Below are 20,004 nucleotides of genomic sequence, written 5' to 3'. Positions count from 1 at the left end.
AAAGGCTACATAAAAAGTACATCAAGCCCATTAAGGCACTTAAACCCAGTAATACACGATATTTGCAGTAATGTGAAAGCGGAATAAACTTAAAACTTTAACAGTATGATGTAGTAGTGATGTAGTGCCTTAATTCCATAGAAACTAGATATGTAGGAATTGGACTTACTTTAAGCCCCCCTATTTGAACTTGATGAGGAAATTCGATAGGTTTTGCGAACTATCTATCCCCAATTTCTTTCGTAAACGGTACCGATGTATTTCCACTCCGCGAATAGAAATAGCCATAAGCGGGGCAATTTCCTTACTGGTCAGATTCATCTTCAAATAGGCACAAAGTTTTAAATCTTTAGGTGTAAGTTTTGGAAACTGTTGCAATAAATTGTCAAAAAAGTCATCGTGAAGTTCTTTAAAATTGACCTCGAAATTCTTCCAATCTTCATTCTCATTGATCGAACCATCTAGCTTCTTGGTCAGGGAGCGGTAACGTTGCTTGTTCGGAAAGGCATCCTTGTTCAGCACCATCAAATCCTTAAGCTCCAATATAAGCTCGTTCTTTTTGGCCACGCTCATGGTGGTTCGGGCCAGTTCGGTCTGCTTGCGTTTGATTTCCTTTTCCAACTTTTCTTTCTCCAACTGTGCCAAACGCTCGTCTTGCTCGCGTTGTAAACGTATTTTTAAAAGTTCGTGCTTTCTTTTTAATTTTTGTCGATTGTACCCTCTCACCCCCAAAATCACGGCTATTACCAACATCAAGTACCCCAACATACTCCAATTTGAAAGGTACCAGGGCGGAGCTATATTGAAGGTAATGGTCTTTGGGGCGCTCTTTCGGTTATCCATACTTACGGTATGAACGTTCAAATCATACCTCCCATGGGGTAAATTTTGAAAATTAAGGGTACCCTCGGTAGTGTATGCTCCTTGACGCAACGGCCCTTTGAGCTCATAGTAGTATCTCGGTTGGATCATACGCGGGGCCGCAAACTGAAACCGTAAATCATGGGACTCGGCATAGGCTACCTCAAACACCGTATCGTTGACGGAATAGCGCCTATCATGGCCTCGAAAAAACGAAAGTTCCGGCACGGGGATCACCGCGCTATGCAACTGGCGTTGCAATTGGGTCAGGTTCATTTGGGCGAAGCCATCGCTCAAAGTCAAAAGATATGTAGAATCGTTTCGCCTAACGGCCCGTTCCATATCGGGCATCAAGCGCTGGTTCAACTGAACCTCGCTGATAGCAATGGCATTCTCACGTAAATCGGTATATAAAAGTTCTTTGGTTTCGCCGTCCTTTAAAAACCAGAAATGCTCTCCATCGGCATAGATCAAGGACTTAGCCGTAAAGGGTTCAAACTCCTTTAAAACATCTATTTTACCTACCAAGGGGTCATACTTAAACCATTGGCCCTCGCTCTGTAAAACAATCTGGTTTTTGATGTGATACAGTTTTACATTATAAATATTAGGGAGTACCGACGTATCAAAAACCCTCCTTTCCTCTACCTTCGATAAATCGGCGTTCAACCGAAAGCGAAACAGTCCCTTATAATGATGGGCGGCCCAAATGGTCCGCTTATCTTCAAAGCACAGTTGCTTCACCGGAAAATCGATGCCTAAAACCGTACTAATATCCCATTGTCCGTTAGGCTGTTTTTTGAATTTGGCCACCCCCGTATAGGTGCCCTGCAAAAAGACATCGTTCGTTTCTGGTACTTTAACAAACTGATACCCACCTGCCCGATCCGATATTTTGTCCAGCTTTTCACCTTCCAATTTAAAGGTTCCGGTATTGTGGCCGGCCAAAACATCGCCACCGATCGACTCAACGTCCCAAACATGGCCTTGTGAACCTTCAAAAAAATGCAATTCATCCTCCTTAAAGTAATAGATACCCGTATTGCTTCCCAAATACATGGTGTTTTCCTGTATGGCCACATCGTGTACCGTGCCCAAGGCTCCCGTATGGTCGGTATAAAAGGTAATGGGGGAATTCACTTGTACACGGTCGATACCATTTTCCAAACCCACCCAGAACTGATCGTTGAACCTAGCCAAAGAAAGCACTGTATTGTTCTGAAGTCCCGTTTTTCTATTGAGGTTGCGAAATATTCCTTTGTTGTAATCAAAAAGGTATAGTCCGTTCTTGATTGTTCCAAAAACAATTTCTCCGGTGTCCAAAGGCAGAATTTTGTTCAACTGGTATTCCTTTAACCGGTCGTTCATATTTTTGTCAATAGGGGTAAATTTTCCATTATTAAGAACCACACAACCATTCAATTGCGTTCCAATCAAAAGTCCCCCTTCAAAAGATACCATGTCAGTTATGGTCTGGTCCCTAAATATCCCATTGTTAGCTATGGGCTCTAATTTTTGTCCCTTGAGCCAATAGAGTCCCATATTTTTTGCCGCTACGTAGACCTTATTATCGTAGACGGCCAAGCCCGTTATAACGAAATCGGGGTTTATAACGCTTATCTGCCCCTCTTCATATTTGTATAGGGTGGAAAATGAACGAAAAAATATAGCATCTTGAAAAGGCTGTATCTGCCAAAATTCCTCACTCGTAAAAGTATGGTCCTTAATAAGGTGGGTCAACGAAGTATAATCAAGTCCTCCCTCATCCGTGGTCTGCCAATATCCGAATTCTTCGTAAGACCCGGTGTAGATTTTATCCTTAACCGAAGCCACCGAACGAAGTATCGTAGCATTGGGCAGTTTGTTCAGTAGCCATTCTTCGCCGTTGAAGGAAAGTAGCCCCTTGTCATTGGCCGCAAAAACCCTTCCGTTATCATCTACCGTAATTCCCCAGTTTTGCGCCCCGGCGTTGTACTCAAAGACTTTATAATTATAAATTGGGGGCAGCAAGGTTTGGGCGCCTAGGCTTAAGGACCAAAACAATATAAGGGAACATATGTAATACCCAAATCTCATCAACATCTCTTCTTTACATATTAAACAAAGGGCTTCGAAGCCACCAAAATTACGAACAAAGATAGGTAGTTTATGGAAGCTTGGGTACGCTGTTCTTAGGCGAAAACCCTGCGTATATCGTGATCTTACAAAAATGTGACTAAAATACCACAAGCCAAGTTGTAAAAAACTAGTTTTTACCAAGAATCGTTTTATACGCTTTCATCCCATAGATATAAACGGGCACAGCCTCTAAAAAAGGCTTACAAAAACCCGTAAAAAAATGTAATTTACACCTTTATTAAATTGATGCATATACCCTTATTTCTGGACGAGACACTTGTAAGGAAGTACATTTGAACAAGCACTTTTCTTTCGTACAGTCACGGTATCAACAACTTATAGTTTTATTTTATGGATTTAATGAAAGAACACGAGATGTTTATGCGACGTGCCATTGAAATGGCCGCAAAGGGAATGAACTCAAATGCAGGCGGTCCTTTTGGCGCCGTAGTCGTTAAAGACGGCGAAATAATTGCGGAAGGACATAACAAGGTTACCTCTACGAACGACCCTACCGCCCATGCCGAAATGGTAGTTATTAGGGAAGCCTGTCAAAAATTGGACAGTTTTCAATTGACCGACTGTATTATTTATACCTCTTGCGAACCCTGCCCCATGTGCCTTGGCGCTATTTACTGGGCCCGACCCAAAGCGGTTTTTTACGGTTGTGACAAAGCAGATGCCAAAGCCATAGATTTCGATGACCAATTTATTTATGACGAACTGGACAAAAATATAGAAGACCGGCAAATAGGTTTTAAACAAATGCTTCGGGACGAAGCCGTAGAGGTCTTTGACAATTGGGCCTCAAAAAACGACAAGACGAAGTACTAGAGGAAATATCCGAAGACAAAAACGAAACAATAGTTTCGCCCTTTATCCATTATCCCAACCTAAACTACCATGACCGAAAAAGAAAAGATGATGAAGGGCGATGCATATGATTCGCGTGACCCGGAATTACTCAAAATGTATCACAGGGCCCGTAAACTACTACAGGCCTATAATAGCCTAGACTCCGAATTACTCGAGGAAAGGGAAAGGCTCTTGACCGAATTACTATCGTTCAAGGCTTCCGGTGTATGGATTGAAGCACCCTTTTTCTGTGATTATGGCTCCAATATTTCTATTGGAAAAAACACCTTTGTAAACACCAATTGCATCTTTATAGACAACAACAAGATCAGCATTGGCCAAAATGGCCTGATCGCTCCCTATGTACAGATTTATACCGCCACACACCCAATAAAGGCTTCGGACCGGATAGTCGAAGAAGGAGGCGGCTCCCGCTATTTAACCCATACCAAAGCTGTTATGATCGGTGACAATGTATGGATCGGCGGCAACTCCGTTATCTTTCCCGGTGTAACCATTGGCAACAACGTAACCATAGGTGCCGGTAGCGTTGTCACCAAGGATATACCGGATAATGTACTAGCTTATGGCAACCCTTGTAAAGTTATCAGAAGCCTGTAAGTAAAGGGAGAAACAAGAAATCCCCATTTTTTATCCCTATCGAGGCATCCCTTTATTTCAGATACTTTACCTGAAGGGGAAACTGTATTTTTTTCGAGAAGTCCTCCAAGTAATTTTCCCATTCTTTCGCATTGGCAAATTGCTTGCTTTCCTTCCATGTAAAACCTGCATAGTATACTACGCTCCCCTCTTGTACACCAAGGCCCGCATAGACATTGTTTTCATCAGGGCGGCCGTTTTGGTATTCTTCCACCGCTACAATACGTTTGGGCCCGGCTACAATGGCGGTTCCCAATTCCGAATCTTCATGTGGCTGCCAATAGCTTACATAGCTTTTATCTTGGGCTACGCTCACTTGGCCGTCATTTTCATGCATGGTCAAGCCTACTGAAACCTGATCCGTTCCCCTAACCTTAATTTCAAATCGAGACAGATTGGATCCATAATCGAGTGAAATGCGCTTTTCTTCCTTTATTATATCTTCCCCGGCATTCCAATCCTCATATTTTAGAACAAAGCTAGTGCGAATAGGTCCCGTGGTAAGTGTTTCATAACCGGTGAAATTCTTGGAAACGTGGTAGCTTGAATCCCTCTTTACGGCTATACCGCCTACTCCCCTACTCACACCTACATGAAAATTGTCAAGACCTTCCCCGGTATCCTCATGATAGCTGCCGTCGGTTTCGAGTTCCTTTTTGTACCATTTGTTTATGATAGGATAATCTACCTTTTTCAACCAAGCATCAATCCCGCTGGACAAGGTACCGCCGGGGACCCCGTCTTCGTTTAATTTTTGCGCTGTTGGACCATAGGTTCTAAAAGCAACCCGATTGTTTTCCCATGCATAGTCGTCGGTACGTTCGGGAACGAACCTTGAATAACAAAGGGGATCGGCTTCCTCAATTGTTTTTTCTTCGGAAGCGATTATTTCAAATAGTTTGCTCTCTCCGGCATCGACCTCGGGCTGAAACAAGAGTTGGTCCAAACTTCCATCACCATCCAAATCGACTACTTGTGAGGTGACTTTACTTTGGGTAGTCAAATCAAGGATTTCGTACGATTTTGCTGACGCCCGAATAGCGTCCTCAAAAGGTATTGCCGCTAAATCGATTTCCACCGTTTCAAGCGCCCTCGGTTCATTCAAGGGGTTGACGATTTCAATACGATAGCGGTCCTCTGTGGCCTCAGTACATCCCAACTGCAAGAAGACCCCGCATACACCCAAGGTAAAAAAGAATTTTCGTGTCATAGCTTTATTTCTCGTTAGAAGGTTTTCCGATGGTAGCCAAAATCCCCCCATCGACATACAGTACATGTCCGTTGACAAAATCACTGGCCTTGGAGCTTAAAAAGATTGCGGCACCTTGAAGCTCGTTGGGGTCGCCCCATTTGGCGGCCGGTGTTCTATTGATAATGAATTCATTGAACGGATGCCCATCGACCCGAATAGGTTCGGTCTGGGAAGTCGCAAAATACCCCGGTCCTATTCCGTTCACCTGTATATTGTGTCTGGCCCATTCCGTAGCCATATTCTGGGTCAACATTTTGAGTCCGCCCTTGGCTGCGGCGTAGGCTCCTACCGTATTTCTCCCCAGTTCGCTCATCATTGAGCAAATATTGATGACCTTCCCTTCTTTACGGGCCATCATGCCTTTTACCACGTGCTTTGAAACAATAAACGGACTCACTAAGTCAACGTCGATAACTTGCTTAAAATCGGACACTTCCATATCCTCAAGGGGCGTTCTTTTGATGATTCCCGCATTGTTGACCAGAATATCGATTTCACCGACTTCCTTTTCTATTTTTTGGATCGCTTCTATCACTGCCTGCTCATCCGTTACGTCAAACTTGTATCCGTGGGCGGTAATACCTTCTTTTTTATATTCCCTTAAGGCTGCGTCTATCTTTTCTTGTGATGAATTTCCGTTCACAATCAGTGTAGCGCCCGCATTGCCCAAACCTTTGGCCATAGCCATACCCAAACCGTGTGTACTGCCCGTAACCAAGGCTGTTTTTCCTTTTAAATCAAATAAAGAAATGCTCATATCTATCGTAGTTCCGTTATTTTTGCCACATCCATATCGTTGTAATCGAGGTTCTCTCCGGCCATACCCCAAATAAAAGTGTAATTCGAGGTACCCGACCCACAGTGGATAGACCACGGTGGGGAGATGACCGCTTGGTGGTTCTGCATCCAAATATGACGGGTTTCCTGAGGTTGCCCCATAAAATGACAAACCGATTGGTCTTCAGGCACATCGGTATAAAAATAGACTTCCATACGACGGTCGTGAACGTGTGCCGGCATGGTATTCCAAACACTTCCGGTCTTTAGTTCGGTCATTCCCATCTGAAGTTGGCAGGTGGTAACGATTCCCCCAATGATCATTTGGTTGACGGTTCGGTGATTCGCCGTTTCCAAGCTACCCAACTCTAATGTATTGGCCTCTGCCCTACTTACTTTTTTAGTGGGATAGGCCCTATGTGCGGGAGCGGAATTAAAATAGAACAAGGCCGGGGCATTGGCATCATTACTCTCAAATATTACCTTTTTGGCCCCTTGACCTATATAAAGGGCATCTTTATGATCGAGTTCGTATACGCTACCGTCAACTTCGATGCTTCCCGAAGCCCCAACGTTGATTATACCTATTTCCCTTCGTTCTAAAAAATAGTCCGATTTTAACGGATCTATCGCCTCAAGGGTCAAAGGCGCTTCCGGAACGACTCCCCCGGTAATGTATCTATCGTAATGGGAGTAAGTCATGTTAATTCTTCCCGGCTCCAGTAAATTTTCAATCAAAAACTCTTCACGCAATTGAGTCGTATCGTATTTTTTTACCGCTTCCGGACTCGAGGCATAGCGCGTTTCATAATTCACATTCATATCTAATAAGGGTTTGTTTTTCTTAGAATTTCAGCACATAAAAGTAGCCTTAACCGTACTAAACATAAGGGGGATATCGTTTTAAAACAGGGGGTGTATACGTTTTTATCGCCTATAAGCCTCCCTAGCACAATATAGACTGGTGAGGTAACAAAAGATTCGTTAACTTTTGGCCTAAGAAACCAAATCAGTCCATGAAATTTCATTTCACCATTCTTATATTTTTGACCCTTTTCGGACAAGCTCAGGCCCAAATACCTGATGCAACTGCAGACGAACTGGAGTTTAAAAATTACTCTACCGAAGACGGACTCTCACAGCGTTCCGTGGTTTCAATAATTCAAGATACCAGAGGTTTCCTTTGGTTCGGCACGCGCTACGGACTCAACAGGTTCGACGGCAAAAAGTTCAAAAACTACTACTACGATGCTACGAACAAAAACAGCCTTAGCAACAGCTGGATAAAAGTGCTCTACCTCGGCCCTAAGGGCACCGTTTGGGTGGGAACCAAAAACGGACTCAACAAATACAATCCCGATACGGATGACTTTACCCGTGTGCGTATGCCCAATAATGGAGACAGACCTTTTGAAGGGGAAACCTTCGACATTGTCCCCGCCGATGAAGAACATATTTGGGTGGCTTCCGAAAAAGGCCTTATACGTATGAATACGGTATCAGGGGAAGTCTACCATTTCAACCAATTGCACAGCGACTTAGAGGTACTTTCCGTTCTAAACCCTAAAAAGACCCAACTTTGGTTTGGCACCCCTAAAAAAGTTTGCTTCTATAACGATACCAATGAGCAAGTAGAAACCTACGACTACCCTTCGGACCAATCGCCTGAAAAAACTAAAAATTACCACACCGTTCTATTTAAGGACCAAGAGGACACTATTTGGCTGGGCTATAACGGAGGCCTGGCGTACTTTGATGAAGAAAAACAAGCCTTTACAAACCTTCTGGCTCCCCAAGAAGCCTTACGCATAGACAGTCCCGTTCGCACCATCCATGAAGAAGACGGAGGGGACTTATGGGTAGGGACGTACAACGGACTCTATATCTTCAACCGTAAAACCAAGCGTTGGGCCCTTTACAAAAACGATCCGGACAATCCCAAGAGCCTAAGCCAGAATTCCATATACGACATCACGGCCGACTCTAGGGGAGACCTATGGATCGGTACTTGGGCGGGCGGAATCAGCTACCTGAACCGAAAATCAAGCATTTTCAAAAATTACCAAATCGGCTCAAACGGATTAAATTATCCCGTGGTCAGCTCGATTATTGAAGACGATCATAACAACCTTTGGATCGGAACCGAAGGCGGCGGGCTCAATTACTTCGACACCTCACAGAAGAAGTTTACCTATTTTACCCATGTCAATTCCGAAAAGAATTCCATTGCCAGCAACAATGTCAAGGCCATGACCAAAGACCGGTTCGGCAACCTTTGGGTAGGCACCCATGACCAAGGACTTTCTTACGCCTCGCTTCAAGATGACAAACTTTCGTTTAAAGATTGGAACTCGATAGCCACCCCCACATCAAGGCCTAACAAAAACCGTATTACCTGTCTGTTCGAAGATCGCTACGGCAATGTTTGGATGGGCACCGACAACCGAGGATTGAATTTTTACGATATCAAATCAGGAAACAGCTTCAGGGTAGGAGACCCTAAAAACATATTGGGCACCTTTGTTTCGGTCATTACCCAGTCCCAACCCGATGGTAGTATACTGGTTGGAGGAGAAAACGGCCTAGGTTCCGTTTCGGTCGATTCAAGGGAAATCACCCGGATAGCATTTAAAAAAGAAAGTGATGACCCTTATGACATCAAGAAGGTAATTAGTATTTACGCCTCTACCCCCACCCTATTGTGGATCGGTACCGAAGGTGACGGCCTGTACCAATACGACCTAGAAACCCGTGAGACCACCCGCTATGGCATCAACAGCGGCCTTCCCGATGAAGTCATTTACGGAATCTTACCCGACGATCTGGGCCATATATGGTTTAGTACGAACAAAGGACTCAGTAGGTTGAACATCGACAGCGGGGAAATAAAGAACTATTCACGGGCCGATGGCTTGGTCAACAATGAATTCAACTACGGCGCCCATTTACGGACGCAAAACGGAAAATTGGCTTTTGGCGGGGTCAATGGTTTTACCATTTTCGACCCTAGAGAGATAGAACGCGATTCTTTTATCGCTCCCGTCGTTATTGAAAAATTGAAAATTGCCAATGCCTCGGAAATTACCATAGCCCCCTCCGCTTCACATTTTGAACTGAAGCACAACGAAAACGACATTACCTTCGATTATGTGGCCCTCGATTTTTCAAGGCCCCAAAACAATAAGTACGCCTATAAACTCGATGGTTTCGATACCAAGTGGAATTTCAGTGGCAACCAAACAAAAGCCACCTATACCAATCTAGACCCGGGGAACTATACCTTTCTCGTAAAGGCCTCCAATAGTGACGGTATCTTCAATGGGGAAGTATCATCCATTGAATTAACCATAAACCCACCTTTTTGGAAGACTTGGTGGGCCTACCTACTCTACTTCCTGGCCCTTGGGGGGATTTTCTTGCTGGTGAGAAGGTATACCCTTATCCGCATCAAAGAACGGCACGATCTCAGAAGGGAACGACAGGAAAAGACCCAAATGCAGGAACTGAACCGCTTAAAGCTACAGTTGTTCACCAATATATCGCATGATTTTAGAACTCCGTTAACCTTAATTACGGCCCCACTAGAGCGTCTTCTCGCAGAGAAAAAAGATGATCCGAGGCTACATAGACAATTGAGCGGTATGCAACGAAATGCCCGTATTTTACTTCAACTTATAAATCAATTATTAGATTTTAGAAAGGCCGAAAACGGAAAGCTGAAACTGGCCTTCTCAAAGAATGATGTGATACCGTTCTTAGAAGACACCAAGGCATCCTTTGACGAACTTGCCCAAGACAAAGGCATCAAATTTGAGCTTATAGCCCCCGAACCGCCATTGGAAGTTTGGTTTGACCGTATCGAAATGAAAAAGGTGATTCTGAATATCTTGAGCAATGCCTTTAAATTTACCCCTCCGAACGGAAAAATAAGTATACAAATCGAAGCTAAAGACGATTCGGTCGATATCCTAATAAAAGATACCGGAAGCGGCATCAACCAAAAAGACATCGAATTTGTTTTTGACCGCTATTTTCAATTGGGCCAGAAGAACGATTTACGTTCGGGAACAGGTGTAGGGCTAGCCTTGGCCAAAGATATAGTAGACCTGCACCACGGTGAAATCTCCGTAGAAAGTGAACTCGGTAAAGGCTCATGTTTTACGATTCGCCTTCCTTTGGGCAAAGCCCATTTAAAACCCGAAGACCTCACTTATGATGAACGTTCCGAAGAAAACGACCTTTTAGATTATTACGACCCCTCAATTTTAAAATCGACTTGGGTCAAAGATGAAATCGAAACCGCCCCGAACCTAGACGACAGCAAACAGACCATATTGGTGGTCGAAGACAATAAAGAGGTCAGAACCTTTGTAAAGGGAATCTTCAATGACGAATTTAACGTGATAGAGGCCAATAACGGTCGAATGGGAATAGAACTGGCCAAGACCAAGAACATAGATATGATCATTAGCGACGTGATGATGCCGGAAATGGGCGGTATTGAAATGTGCGAGTCCTTGAAGTCCGACGTACTTACCAGTCACATTCCCGTAATCCTTCTCACGGCTAGAACCTCTTCCAAAATTCAGAAAATAGGATTCGAAACGGGAGCCGATGCCTACGTTACCAAACCTTTTGAAGCCCACCTCTTAAAATTACAGGTACAAAACCTGCTAGCTACCCGAAAAAAACTGGCCAAGAAATTCAGAAAAGACCTGGTTCTTGAACCCAGTGAACTGAAGTTGGTATCTACCGACGAGGTCTTTCTAAAAAATGCGGTCGACATTGTAGAGAAAAATCTCTCGAACGCCGAACTCAATGCCAGTTTCCTTAGTGAACATATCAACATGAGCCAATCGGTACTATACCGAAAACTCAAGGCCCTAACCGGCAATACCATATCGGAATTCATTCGTGGCATTCGCCTCAAGAAAGCGGGCCAACTCTTACGGGAAACCGAATTGAACATTAACGATGTGGCCTATGAAGTAGGCTTTAACGACATCAAATATTTCAGGGCCTGTTTTAAGAAGGTCTACGGAAAAACGCCTTCCGCCTATAAAAAACAACAGCCTTTTGACCCTGAGCGTGTCTAAAAATCTAAAAACACCCCTTTAAAAACGCATTTCCACCCCCTTGAAAAGCAGTATCGGTGGTAGTTTAGCACCAAACCGAAGACAGGAAACAAAATACGCCCATACATTTAATCGCGACCTGCCTTCATAATCTATAGCAATGAAACTAACAAAGATCGTTTTACATGCCGCAATGGCCTTGTTAATGTGCAGCTGTGCTTTTAAAAAAGAAGGGACTAAACCTGACCACAAAGAAACAACCGCTATTAATGTCGATGAAATTCTCATCAAAGCGGCCAAACAATTAGACCTGCAATCTAAAGTTGCGGAACAAGCAAACCGCATCCCCAGAACAGTGACCCCAGAGGGGGAAATGCATTGGACCGGACAACAATTTGACTGGACCGAGGGCTTCTTTCCCGGTAGCTTATGGTACCTTTTCAAAGCAAGCGATGATGATATTTGGAAAACAAGGGCCGAAAAATTCCAAGCCCTTTACGAAGACCATAAATACAAAACCACCAATCACGACCTGGGCTTTGTCTTTAACACTTCCTACGGTAACGGATACCTTCTTACCAAAAATGAAGCCTTTAAAGAAGTGATGATCGTAGCGGCCGATTCGCTTTGCTCCCGTTTTAACCCCAAAGTAGGTTGCATTAAAAGTTGGGACGTTGACCGAGGGTGGCAGGCCACACGAGGTTGGATGTTTCCCGTGATCATAGACAATATGATGAACCTTGAACTGCTCTTTAAGGTTTCGGAATACACAGGCGACCCCAAGTACAAAGAGATAGCCATTACACATGCCGAAACTACCTTGAAAAATCATTTCAGGGACGATAACAGCTCGTATCACGTAATCGATTACGACCCCGAAACCGGAGCGGTACGATCGAAACAAACGGCACAGGGCTTTTCCAACGAAAGCTCTTGGTCGCGTGGCCAGGCATGGGGACTTTACGGCTATACCCTTTGTTACCGTTATACCAAAAATCCCGAATACTTGAATATGGCAAAGAAAATCGCTGCCTATATCAACGGTCAGGAGGCGCAAAAAAACGGTATTCCCTACTGGGACTATCACGCCGAAAATATACCTGACGAACCCTATGATGTATCGGCCGCGGCCATCACCGCATCGGCACTGCTAGAATTGAACCAATATACCAATGATGCCTATAAAAATGAGGTGGAAACCATTTTAACCGCCTTGGCTTCAGATGAATTCACCGCCCCGATCGGCACCAACCACAATTTTATCCTTAAGCATAGTGTGGGCAGCATTCCTCATAAAGCTGAAATCGATGTTCCGCTGAACTATGCCGATTATTATTACCTTGAAGCTTTACTAAGATATAAAGAACAGTATCATGAAGATTAAACTTGTTGGCTTGTTCTCCTGTATTATAGGGATGGGCTGCGCTGCACAGGAAACCCCGGTATGGACCAATTATAAGAATGCCACGAAATCGCATACCGAACCCATATTGCCCAATTTTTCCTATGCCGGCTACAAGTTCAGTGAAACCGGTATTCCCGAAGAAAAACACCAAGTTTTTAACGTACAGGATTTCGGGGCGCGGGCCGATGACGGTATTTCCGATAAAAAGGCTGTCGTTGAAGCCATCAAGGCTGCCGAGGCAAACGGAAGCGGAATAGTCTATTTTCCTGCGGGAAGATATCATTTCAACACCCCTACCGACGATTTAGACCCCATACAGATCAGATCATCCAACATCGTTCTTCGGGGACCGAAAAAGACTTCCGAAAAGGCCATCCTGTTCTTTGAACGCGATATGCCCCCCACTGTTCCCAAAAAAATATGGACCTCCCCCTATGCCATACAGACCAAGGCTTCCGAAAAAAGTCGGTTCATAACCGATATCAGAGGAAATGCCACAAGGGAAACCCATACCATAGAGGTTGCCGATGCATCACAAATTAAAAAGGGCGATTGGGTCATTGTACAGCTTAAGGATAACGACCCTGAATTTGTTGCCCAAGACATCCACCCGCTTCCGTTAAACCCCAAATGGAAGACTATCATAGAAGAGGGCGTACAGGTCAACGAACGCCATAAGGTGGCTTCGGTATCGGGAAATACCCTTACTTTCGTCGACCCTATCCATTATAGCATTTCCGAGCGACAAAACTGGAAGTTATATACCTTTCCCCATCTTTCCCATGTGGGCTTTGAAAACCTAAATTTCGAAGGCAATTGGAAAAAAGAGTTCGTACACCATAGATCGGCACAAGACGATGGCGGGTGGAGTATTTTAAACTTATCGGGACTCGTAGATTCTTGGGTAAAAGACTGTAGGTTCACCAATATCAACAGGGCCATATATTTTTCTCATTCGGCGGCAACTACCGCCATTAACGTAGTCATCGACGGAAAAATAGGACATAGCGCCATTACCGTAGGCGGTGGCTCCACAGGGGTTCTACTGGCCCATATCGTTGACAAGGCCGGCATGCAACATGCCTCGGGCGTTGGCGGGGGCAGCACTACAGGTACGGTAATCTGGCGGTCGAAACACCCCGCACACACCAGTTTTGAATCGCATGCCTCACAACCTCGCTGTACCCTTTTCGACAAGGTTGAAGGTGGATTTTTCAAGGGAAGGGCCGGCGGCGCTATACAAAACTTACCGAACCACGGACGCCATCTCGTATTGTGGAATTATAAGGAAACCGATGAAGCTGAAACCCATTTTCCTTTTGTCGCTACCGAAACCTATTACTGGCGTATGGTTCCCCCTATTATCGTAGGATTTCATGGGGCCGGCACCACCTTTAAAGAAGACGAAGTGCAATTGATAGAAGGCCTAGGCAGCCCCGTACGGCCCGAATCCTTGTTCGAAGCACAACTGCAATTGCGCTTGGGCAAATTGCCCCAATGGATACAAGACTTAAAAAAACAGCTTAGCAAAAAAATATAAACGACCTGCCATGATACGAATAGTTACGATAATGACAGCCTTGCTTCTTACTGTGGGATGTGCCGAAAAGAAAGAAACTATAGCTACCGCTTCAAAGGATACAAAGCAGCCCAATGTTTTGATCATTTACCCTGACCAATTAAGGCGCTACAGTGCCGGTTTTTGGTCTAAGGAGAAATACCGAAAGTACGTCATAGGAAAACCCGACCCCGTAATCACCCCTAATATTGACCAATTGGCCGAAAATGGGATGGTCTTCACCCAAGCGGTGAGCAATTTCCCCCTATGTAGCCCCGCAAGAGGTATGATCTTATCGGGAAGATATCCCGAACAAAACGGGATATGGAACAATTGCAGAAAAGACCGGAGCGAAAGTTTAAGAGACGACATCCCCACGATAACCGATTTGTTCTATGAAGCGGGCTACAACACATCCTACTTTGGCAAATGCCACTGGCTTAAGAACGAACCCCTGTTCGATGAAAACGGGACTTACGTAGGCGCTACCGAGGAACCGGGAGGGCACTACATCAATCGGTACGACACTTATGTGCCTCCAGGGAAATCTCGCCATAGTATCGAGTATTTTTACCAATCTATTCGAGATACGCATTATGATCCCTTGGTCTACAGCAACGACCCGAATACTATAGCGGGAAAAAAAGATGGCGAATTGCACCAACCCAAAACATTTACACCCAAGAACGAAGCCGAAAAAATCAAGGCTTACCTTGAAAACAAGCAGAAAGTTCGCGATTCCGACAAGCCGTTTTTTATGATGTGGTCGATCAACCCGCCACATAATCCTTGGAACGATGAAAACACCGACATGGAAACCTTGGCTAAATATTACAATAAAGATAAGTTTCCGCAAGACAGCTTATTGGCGGTACGTGAAAATACCGATTTAAACGTAGCCAGCTATGTACGCCATTATTTTGCCAACCTCACTAGCGTAGACCATTATATTGGTGAAGTAATGAAAACCCTAAGAGAAATCGGCGAACTTGACAACACCATCATCATCTTCAGTTCAGACCATGGTGAAATGCTGGGCAGTCATAGTAAGGAGGGTAAAAATGTATTTGAGACCGAAGCCTTGGCCATACCCTATATCGTACATTGGCCTAAGGGAATAAAGGCCGGAGGCATCAACGATGTACTTTTCAGCGTTCCGGATGTGCTGCCTACCGTTATGGGATTGGCGGGTATGGAACAAAAAATTCCAGAAGCGGTTCAGGGATATGATTTCTCCCCTCTTATAGTCGCTTCCAACAATAAAAAAATTGAAAAGCCAAAAGGGGTTTTACTTATGCTTGCCAAATCGAGGGGCATACTTACCGACCGCTACACCCTTTGCGTAAACCAAAGGGCGGCCCCCAAGAACGGAACACCCGATGATAAGGATATCTATCTCTACGACAACCTAAAAGACCCTTATCAGCTGAAAAGGTTGGGTCTTGACGAAAGGCCCCAAGAAGCCGCCGCGCTTTTACAGCTTTTAGGCTCGGAATTAAAGCGGACCAACGACCCTTGGTACCAACAAAAAAAGTTCAAAGATGTTATACGGTACGAATAAGGTACCCTTACATCTTTGAACTTAACAACACTATTACTTAAACTATAAAAACTACTTTAAAAAGTCTTTCATAGGCCTTGCTTCATCGAAGACCTTGATTTTTATGTTCCTATAAAATATTTCAGCGGTTTCTGCCTGTAAGCCTATTTCCCCTTCGGAATGACTGAGGTTGCTTAGCACATTTACCACTTTTCCGTTGAGTTTGTAAATGGCATACGCGTTACCCATCACGATTACCTCGCATTGGTTCCATTGTCCATCAAGCGCATGGTACTCCGCATCTTTATGGGCCTTTCCCCTCCGCGATGTTCTTGGGCCACGCCCCCATCCTCTTTTGAAAGATAGGTCCTTAGTTTAGGGTTCGCCTCCGAATGATCTCCGTACCAATCAAAGCTCGCCCCCGAATTCCACACACAGCCGGTATGGTTCTCGTTACGAATATCATCGTAACGCACTTGATATTCCAATCCCTTCGGCCAAATATTCACGTCGAAAACATGAAAGTACATTCCGGCATCGTACTGAAACTTATCATAATTATTAAACACTTTATCACCCCACTTATATTCAAACTTAAAGCTGTAGCGACTGTACTTCTCTTTGGTAAAAAACATACAATGGGTACCATTTTTTCCCGTACCCCTTCGGTCTCCATTGGGGAAATTTTTATATACATGCATTTCCCCATTATCGCCCGCAGAAAACACCTTTTCGGCCAAGCCGGGTGCTTTGTCTCGGCACATAATGTTCCAGTTCGCCATATCCTTTCCATTGTAAAGGGAAACGTAACCGTCCTCATCCTTAGCGGAATCGGACGGCGAAACGTTCTTGGCCTTACAAGAGAAAAGGAAAACGGTTATACCCGCTACGGCAATAAATCTCAAGTATTGCATCTAGCGTTTATTTAGCCCTTCGCACTAAAATAGTCCAATCAAGCTGTTTTTTATCGGGAGATTTCCCAAGGTCGACCATACCTCCCCCACTTACTTTCTTAACCTTCGATTTTTTAAGGTCTCCTCCTTTTTTAGGATTGAACCAAAGTACCTCAAACTCTCCGGAAGCATGGGACAAATCTAGTTGGGCCGTGGGCCGTGAATTTAAATATACCACATAGACCTCATTTTCCTTGGCCAAACAGTAGACCGTGTTTTCATTCTTGCTATTGCCCACCAGGTCGTTTCTATTTTCTGTTTCCCAGAAAGGAATATCGTTGTTCTTAAAGAAATCCATGGCATGTACCGCTTGGTCCCAAAAGAGGTCCCTAGAACGATAGTCTTCACAGGTAAGGTCTGAATGGGGATGCGCATATCCAAAATACCATTCATTGCCCCATCCGCCGGCCATAAAAGTGCCCCAAAGTGCATTTCTACGGGCATTATCGTGATCCGGATCTTCTCCATCGGTAATCAATGAATGCTGGGCATCACCGGGTTCATCGACCGCTACGGCCCACTGGAAACCTGCTTTTTTAGAGGCATCGAGCCAATGCAATACCGACTTGTGGACCCTACTGAAGTCATCTTTGTTGGTCTGTACCGAAGGTCCCGTAAGACCACTGTCAGGCCCTAACAAATCATCAAACTCAATTCCGTTGTGGATGACCAAATGATGGTGATAAGGGTCGTTCTTTTTAAAATACGCGGTCATGGCCAAACGTTGTTCCGTTTCCTGCGGCGGTGTTGTAGGATTGCTTACCCACTCCCCGTTTTCCTCACAAAGATTCCAGTTCAATGCCAAGTGATGTCCGAAGCGTGCCATAAGCTCTCGGTAGTACAGTTTAGTGTTTGCTCCTACCCCTCCATTATCCAATAGACCTTGGTTTTCCACTTCAAGCATCTTAAAGTGTAAAAACAATCCCAGTTTTTGGGCGTGCTCAAAAATAATTTCCCACTGGTCCATTTTCGAAATATCGATTCGATCATAGGTATCGTAATCGACATACGGAAAAACATTTTGATCGTCTCCAGCGATATTATTGGTCAAGAACGAAACGGAATTCAAGCCTTTAGACGCCAAGTAATTCAAGGCTCCGATAATGGCTTTCCCCTTTCCGTTTTTCCATGTAGGGTCGTTCTGCTTATAATCTTGCAAGTGGGCCGACCAAGTTTTCACCATATTATCTTTATGTCCGTCGTTCTTAAAAGTTCCGTCAAGGTCGGCATACGATAGAAAATTCTCGGGAGCATCGGGGCCCTGTTTCAAGAAATACTCGCCAGTTTCAGCAAATTTCAAATAACGTTCGCCTACGTACTGCAGCCTTCCTTTTGCCCTAAAATCCTTACCGGTTTTATCGGTTTCCCCTATTTTGAAGCTACCTGTTGCGCCATCCATATAAGAACCGCTTAACCCTGTATTGGGCTTGGTGCTCACGGCCGCATAATTTCCTTTTCTAAAATCAACTTTATAGGTCCATTCACCTGTTTCATCGGGTGCAAAATGTACACGCCATTTGTTGCCTTCCTTGGCGGAAGACTGTCCGGCATCCCCATCGGCGGCATAATAGCCCGGTACCAAATATGATTTACCGCTCTGCTTATGGGTAAAGGTTACATTAAACCTATAGTTCATAAACGGATTGTAATCTGCATCCTCAGAGGTATTTGGGCCGTCGAAGGTCAAGGTTACCTTGTGCCACTTCTTAAGCTCGCCCGTAATTTGCATTTGGGTTCGGGCTGCCATTTCTTGCTGTAATTCTTGTATCAATTTTTTACCCGTACCGGCCTTCACCAATACCAATCCGCTCCATCGGGCACGGCTAAACTCCTTACCGTCCCTGCTTTTGGGAACCGCCTTCACCCCTATAACATCATTGGCATTTAGCTTTATATTGGAGTATACTTTCGCGTACTCAAGTCCTTCCTCAAACATATTACTGCTAAGGGGCGTTCTAAAATCTTGAAAACTTTGATCGTTCTTTTTCAAGGTATAAACCGAGCGGCCATCGTTTTCACCTACGGTAAACAATACGACGTCATAGTCTCCTTGGGCTCCATCAAAGGCAAGGGAGGCTTCGGCCTCTTTAAATTTTTCAGGGTCTATGGCCAACCACTCCTTATCGTTATAAAAAGAGTTTTTTGTACTCTTGAACCATTGTGCAGGATAAATTTTAGCGCTCGGCCTCACATCCTTTACGGTAGCCAATAAGCCCTTATTATCCGAAGAATCCGTCTCTTCTTTCTGGGGATGGAAAGTACTGTCCTTGGTTAAAATAAACTGGTCCATTTCAAAACCGTCTTCACGCATACTGAACTGGATGTCGTGTTCGCCCGCCTTATCTATATCGAGGTAAATAAACCCTGGAATACCACAGTGCCTTTCTTCTGTACGCTGGTTATTGCCCCAAGTCCAAGCATCTTTACCTTCACACCATTGCATGCGCTGCCCCGATTCAGGCCAGGTTCCGTCAACTCCCACATGAACCCCGTTATCTTCGCTACCCGTGCTATAGGCCCGTACCCAAACATAATATCTCCCTGGTGTAGAAAAATTGACCTTATAGTGTAAGATACCGATTTTACCAGGCTCATTGGAGAAGTTGACCCCAACGATCAGCTTTTCGTCATGGTTGGTTCGCGTATCGGGTAAAATCTCTATATACTTACCGCCATTCGCTCCTTGGGTGTGTAAATCGCCGTCGTTGGCTTTTAAATCGGTGGTAAAGCCCTTATCGACCACAAACCATTTTCGTTGATCGGTATTGGTTTGCTTATAGAAATCTTCGGCTTCTACAACCACATGGCCTTTTTCTTCAGTATGCACCTTGACCTCTTGTCGATGGGGTTTAAATGCGGAAAAAAGTAAGCATAAGGTCATCAGGGACCAAAAAAGCGTGAATTGTTTTTTCATGTGTCGTAGTTTCATAGGTTCATTATTTTTGAGTTC

The 20,004-nt window shown here is 44.5% G+C and carries 13 protein-coding genes; 6 read left to right on the top strand and 7 right to left on the bottom strand.

Annotated features, from left to right (window positions below; all coding sequences use genetic code 11):
- Nucleotides 1-180: 180 nt before the first annotated feature.
- On the bottom strand, nt 181-2,943 hold the full coding sequence (locus BW980_RS07365; protein ID WP_245799987.1) for a helix-turn-helix and ligand-binding sensor domain-containing protein: 2,763 nt from the start codon (nt 2,941-2,943) through the stop codon (nt 181-183).
- A 396-nt stretch (nt 2,944-3,339) separates the two neighbouring features.
- Here BW980_RS07365 and BW980_RS07360 point away from each other — a divergent pair, with 396 nt between their 5' ends.
- Nucleotides 3,340-3,813, top strand: a complete 474-nt coding sequence (locus BW980_RS07360; protein ID WP_076454771.1) for a nucleoside deaminase — start codon at nt 3,340-3,342, stop codon at nt 3,811-3,813.
- Nucleotides 3,814-3,882: 69 nt separating this feature from the next.
- Nucleotides 3,883-4,455 carry a sugar O-acetyltransferase gene (locus BW980_RS07355; protein WP_076454265.1) on the top strand — a complete coding sequence of 191 codons (573 nt, stop codon included), beginning with the start codon at nt 3,883-3,885 and terminating at the stop codon, nt 4,453-4,455.
- Nucleotides 4,456-4,507: 52 nt separating this feature from the next.
- Here BW980_RS07355 and BW980_RS07350 read toward each other — a convergent pair whose 3' ends face one another.
- Genes BW980_RS07350 through kduI form a run of 3 tightly spaced genes read right to left on the bottom strand, consistent with a single transcriptional unit; the run spans nt 4,508 to nt 7,345 of the window.
- Nucleotides 4,508-5,704: a DUF4861 domain-containing protein gene (locus BW980_RS07350; RefSeq protein WP_076454769.1), complete on the bottom strand. Its 1,197-nt coding sequence runs from the start codon at nt 5,702-5,704 to the stop codon at nt 4,508-4,510.
- Between the two features lie 4 nt (nt 5,705-5,708).
- Nucleotides 5,709-6,503, bottom strand: coding sequence for a gluconate 5-dehydrogenase (locus tag BW980_RS07345; protein ID WP_076454264.1), 795 nt, complete (start codon nt 6,501-6,503; stop codon nt 5,709-5,711).
- Between the two features lie 2 nt (nt 6,504-6,505).
- Nucleotides 6,506-7,345, bottom strand: a complete 840-nt coding sequence (kduI, locus tag BW980_RS07340) for a 5-dehydro-4-deoxy-D-glucuronate isomerase (protein WP_076454263.1) — start codon at nt 7,343-7,345, stop codon at nt 6,506-6,508.
- Nucleotides 7,346-7,539: 194 nt separating this feature from the next.
- Here kduI and BW980_RS07335 point away from each other — a divergent pair, with 194 nt between their 5' ends.
- The 4 genes from BW980_RS07335 to BW980_RS07320 all read left to right on the top strand — a co-directional run bounded on the left by BW980_RS07335 (nt 7,540) and on the right by BW980_RS07320 (nt 16,122).
- Nucleotides 7,540-11,619 carry a hybrid sensor histidine kinase/response regulator transcription factor gene (locus tag BW980_RS07335; RefSeq protein ID WP_076454262.1) on the top strand — a complete coding sequence of 1,360 codons (4,080 nt, stop codon included), beginning with the start codon at nt 7,540-7,542 and terminating at the stop codon, nt 11,617-11,619.
- A 139-nt stretch (nt 11,620-11,758) separates the two neighbouring features.
- Complete coding sequence (locus BW980_RS07330; RefSeq protein WP_076454261.1) at nt 11,759-12,982, top strand: glycoside hydrolase family 88 protein; 1,224 nt, start codon at nt 11,759-11,761, stop codon at nt 12,980-12,982.
- Nucleotides 12,972-14,543 carry a DUF4955 domain-containing protein gene (locus tag BW980_RS07325; protein ID WP_076454260.1) on the top strand — a complete coding sequence of 524 codons (1,572 nt, stop codon included), beginning with the start codon at nt 12,972-12,974 and terminating at the stop codon, nt 14,541-14,543. The genes BW980_RS07330 and BW980_RS07325 overlap by 11 nt, the downstream gene beginning before the upstream one ends.
- A 10-nt stretch (nt 14,544-14,553) precedes the next feature.
- Entirely contained in the window at nt 14,554-16,122 is a 1,569-nt protein-coding gene (locus BW980_RS07320) for a sulfatase family protein (protein ID WP_076454259.1), read from the top strand.
- Nucleotides 16,123-16,173: 51 nt separating this feature from the next.
- On the opposite strand, the gene BW980_RS22920 is transcribed toward BW980_RS07320, so the two are convergent.
- From BW980_RS22920 to BW980_RS22735, 3 genes are read right to left on the bottom strand one after another with little or no spacing between them, the layout of a single operon-like run.
- A complete protein-coding gene (locus tag BW980_RS22920) occupies nt 16,174-16,353 on the bottom strand; it encodes a 3-keto-alpha-glucoside-1,2-lyase-like domain-containing protein (protein ID WP_076454258.1) in 180 nt (59 codons plus the stop codon).
- 2 nt (nt 16,354-16,355) lie between these two features.
- Nucleotides 16,356-17,015 carry a 3-keto-alpha-glucoside-1,2-lyase-like domain-containing protein gene (locus tag BW980_RS22795; protein WP_076454257.1) on the bottom strand — a complete coding sequence of 220 codons (660 nt, stop codon included), beginning with the start codon at nt 17,013-17,015 and terminating at the stop codon, nt 16,356-16,358.
- A 7-nt stretch (nt 17,016-17,022) separates the two neighbouring features.
- Nucleotides 17,023-19,983 (bottom strand): DUF5060 domain-containing protein, encoded by a 2,961-nt coding sequence (locus BW980_RS22735; protein WP_217694790.1) that lies wholly within the window; start codon nt 19,981-19,983, stop codon nt 17,023-17,025.
- Nucleotides 19,984-20,004: the final 21 nt, after the last annotated feature.

This window comes from Zobellia uliginosa, assembly GCF_900156625.1.
GTDB lineage: Bacteria > Bacteroidota > Bacteroidia > Flavobacteriales > Flavobacteriaceae > Zobellia > Zobellia uliginosa.
This window is presented reverse-complemented; position numbering and strand designations above follow the sequence as displayed.